The sequence below is a fragment of the Streptococcus australis genome (assembly GCF_019930045.1).
GTDB classification, from domain to species: domain Bacteria; phylum Bacillota; class Bacilli; order Lactobacillales; family Streptococcaceae; genus Streptococcus; species Streptococcus australis_D.
In genome coordinates this window covers 1-1,033 of record NZ_JAHZQQ010000117.1, presented here as the reverse complement: position 1 = coordinate 1,033, position 1,033 = coordinate 1, and the positions used below count along the sequence as shown (strand labels likewise).

Genomic DNA, 1,033 nt, shown 5'->3' with positions numbered 1-1,033 from the left:
GATAAATTGCAAGAATAAGTGCAACATTTACTTGAACTCATCCTCTAGAGCTTCACAAGCAGTTCTGTAAGCTAAACATTTTCGTGGTCGGTGATTGATATCATATAAGGCATTGTTCAAAGCCTCATCAGAAATAGCGGCTAAATCTGTTTTCTTTGGGAAATATTCTCTTAGTAAGCCATTTGAGTTTTCATTGCTTCCTCTCTGCCAGGAAGAATAGGCGTCCGCAAAGAAAAAGGGAATTCCTAAGTTCTCTACCAGAGGATAGCAGGCAAACTCTTTCCCCCTGTCTGAAGTGAAGGTTTTAAGAGCCTCTTTTGGAAATAGCTTACAAAGTTGTTCGATGGCTGAAAACATAGATTTGGCTGTTCTGTCTGGTATCTTGAAAGCTAAGTAAAAACGAGTTTTTCGCTCTAGAAAAGTCGCTAAACAGCCCTTACTTTTGCCTCTGGAAGACACCATAGTATCGAGCTCCCAGTGACCAAAGGTCTCACGATCCCTGACTTCTTTAGGACGTTTGGCAATAGACATGCCAATCCTAAATGTCCCACGTGTTTCTTTTGGTTGTCGAGTCTTTCCTTTACGACGAAGGACGCTTAAATCCAGATCAATCAAACCAGCATAGAGCCAGTTATAGATGGTTTTAAAAGCTACCATTGGCTTTTGTTCAAGCTGATAGCGACCACAAATCTGTTCAGGTGACCAAGAAGCTTTTAACCCCTTCTCAATTTCCTTTTTTAACTTTGGTGTCAAACGAGATTTTCGACCTTTTTGCTTGGCCCTGTGGTCGTACTGTTCCTGTGCTAAGGCTGCGGAGTAACTATTTTTGCACCGACTTAGCTCTCTTGAAATTGTGGACTTATGGACGCCAAGTTTACTTGCAATTTGGCAAGGTTTCAAACCTAAATCCAAGTAAGTTTCTATCTTTATTCGGTCGGTTATGGTAAGATGGCAGTAGCTCATAGTTTTTCCTCGGGTTCTGTTTGTGTGAATACTTACAGTTTACCCCAATGAAACGCTATGAGTTTTTTTG

At 40.9% G+C, this 1,033-nt stretch carries 1 protein-coding gene; it reads right to left on the bottom strand.

Translation table 11 applies throughout. From position 1 onward, the window contains the following. Nucleotides 1-27: 27 nt before the first annotated feature. Entirely contained in the window at nucleotides 28-963 is a 936-nt protein-coding gene (locus tag K1J10_RS10515; RefSeq protein ID WP_223357338.1) for an IS30 family transposase, read from the bottom strand. Between the last annotated feature and the right edge of the window lie 70 nt (nucleotides 964-1,033).

Bases quoted from the DNA above. Each gene is read 5' to 3' on its own strand.
- K1J10_RS10515 (WP_223357338.1), bottom strand. From the start codon at position 963: ATGAGCTACTGCCATCTTACCATAACCGACCGAATAAAGATAGAAACT.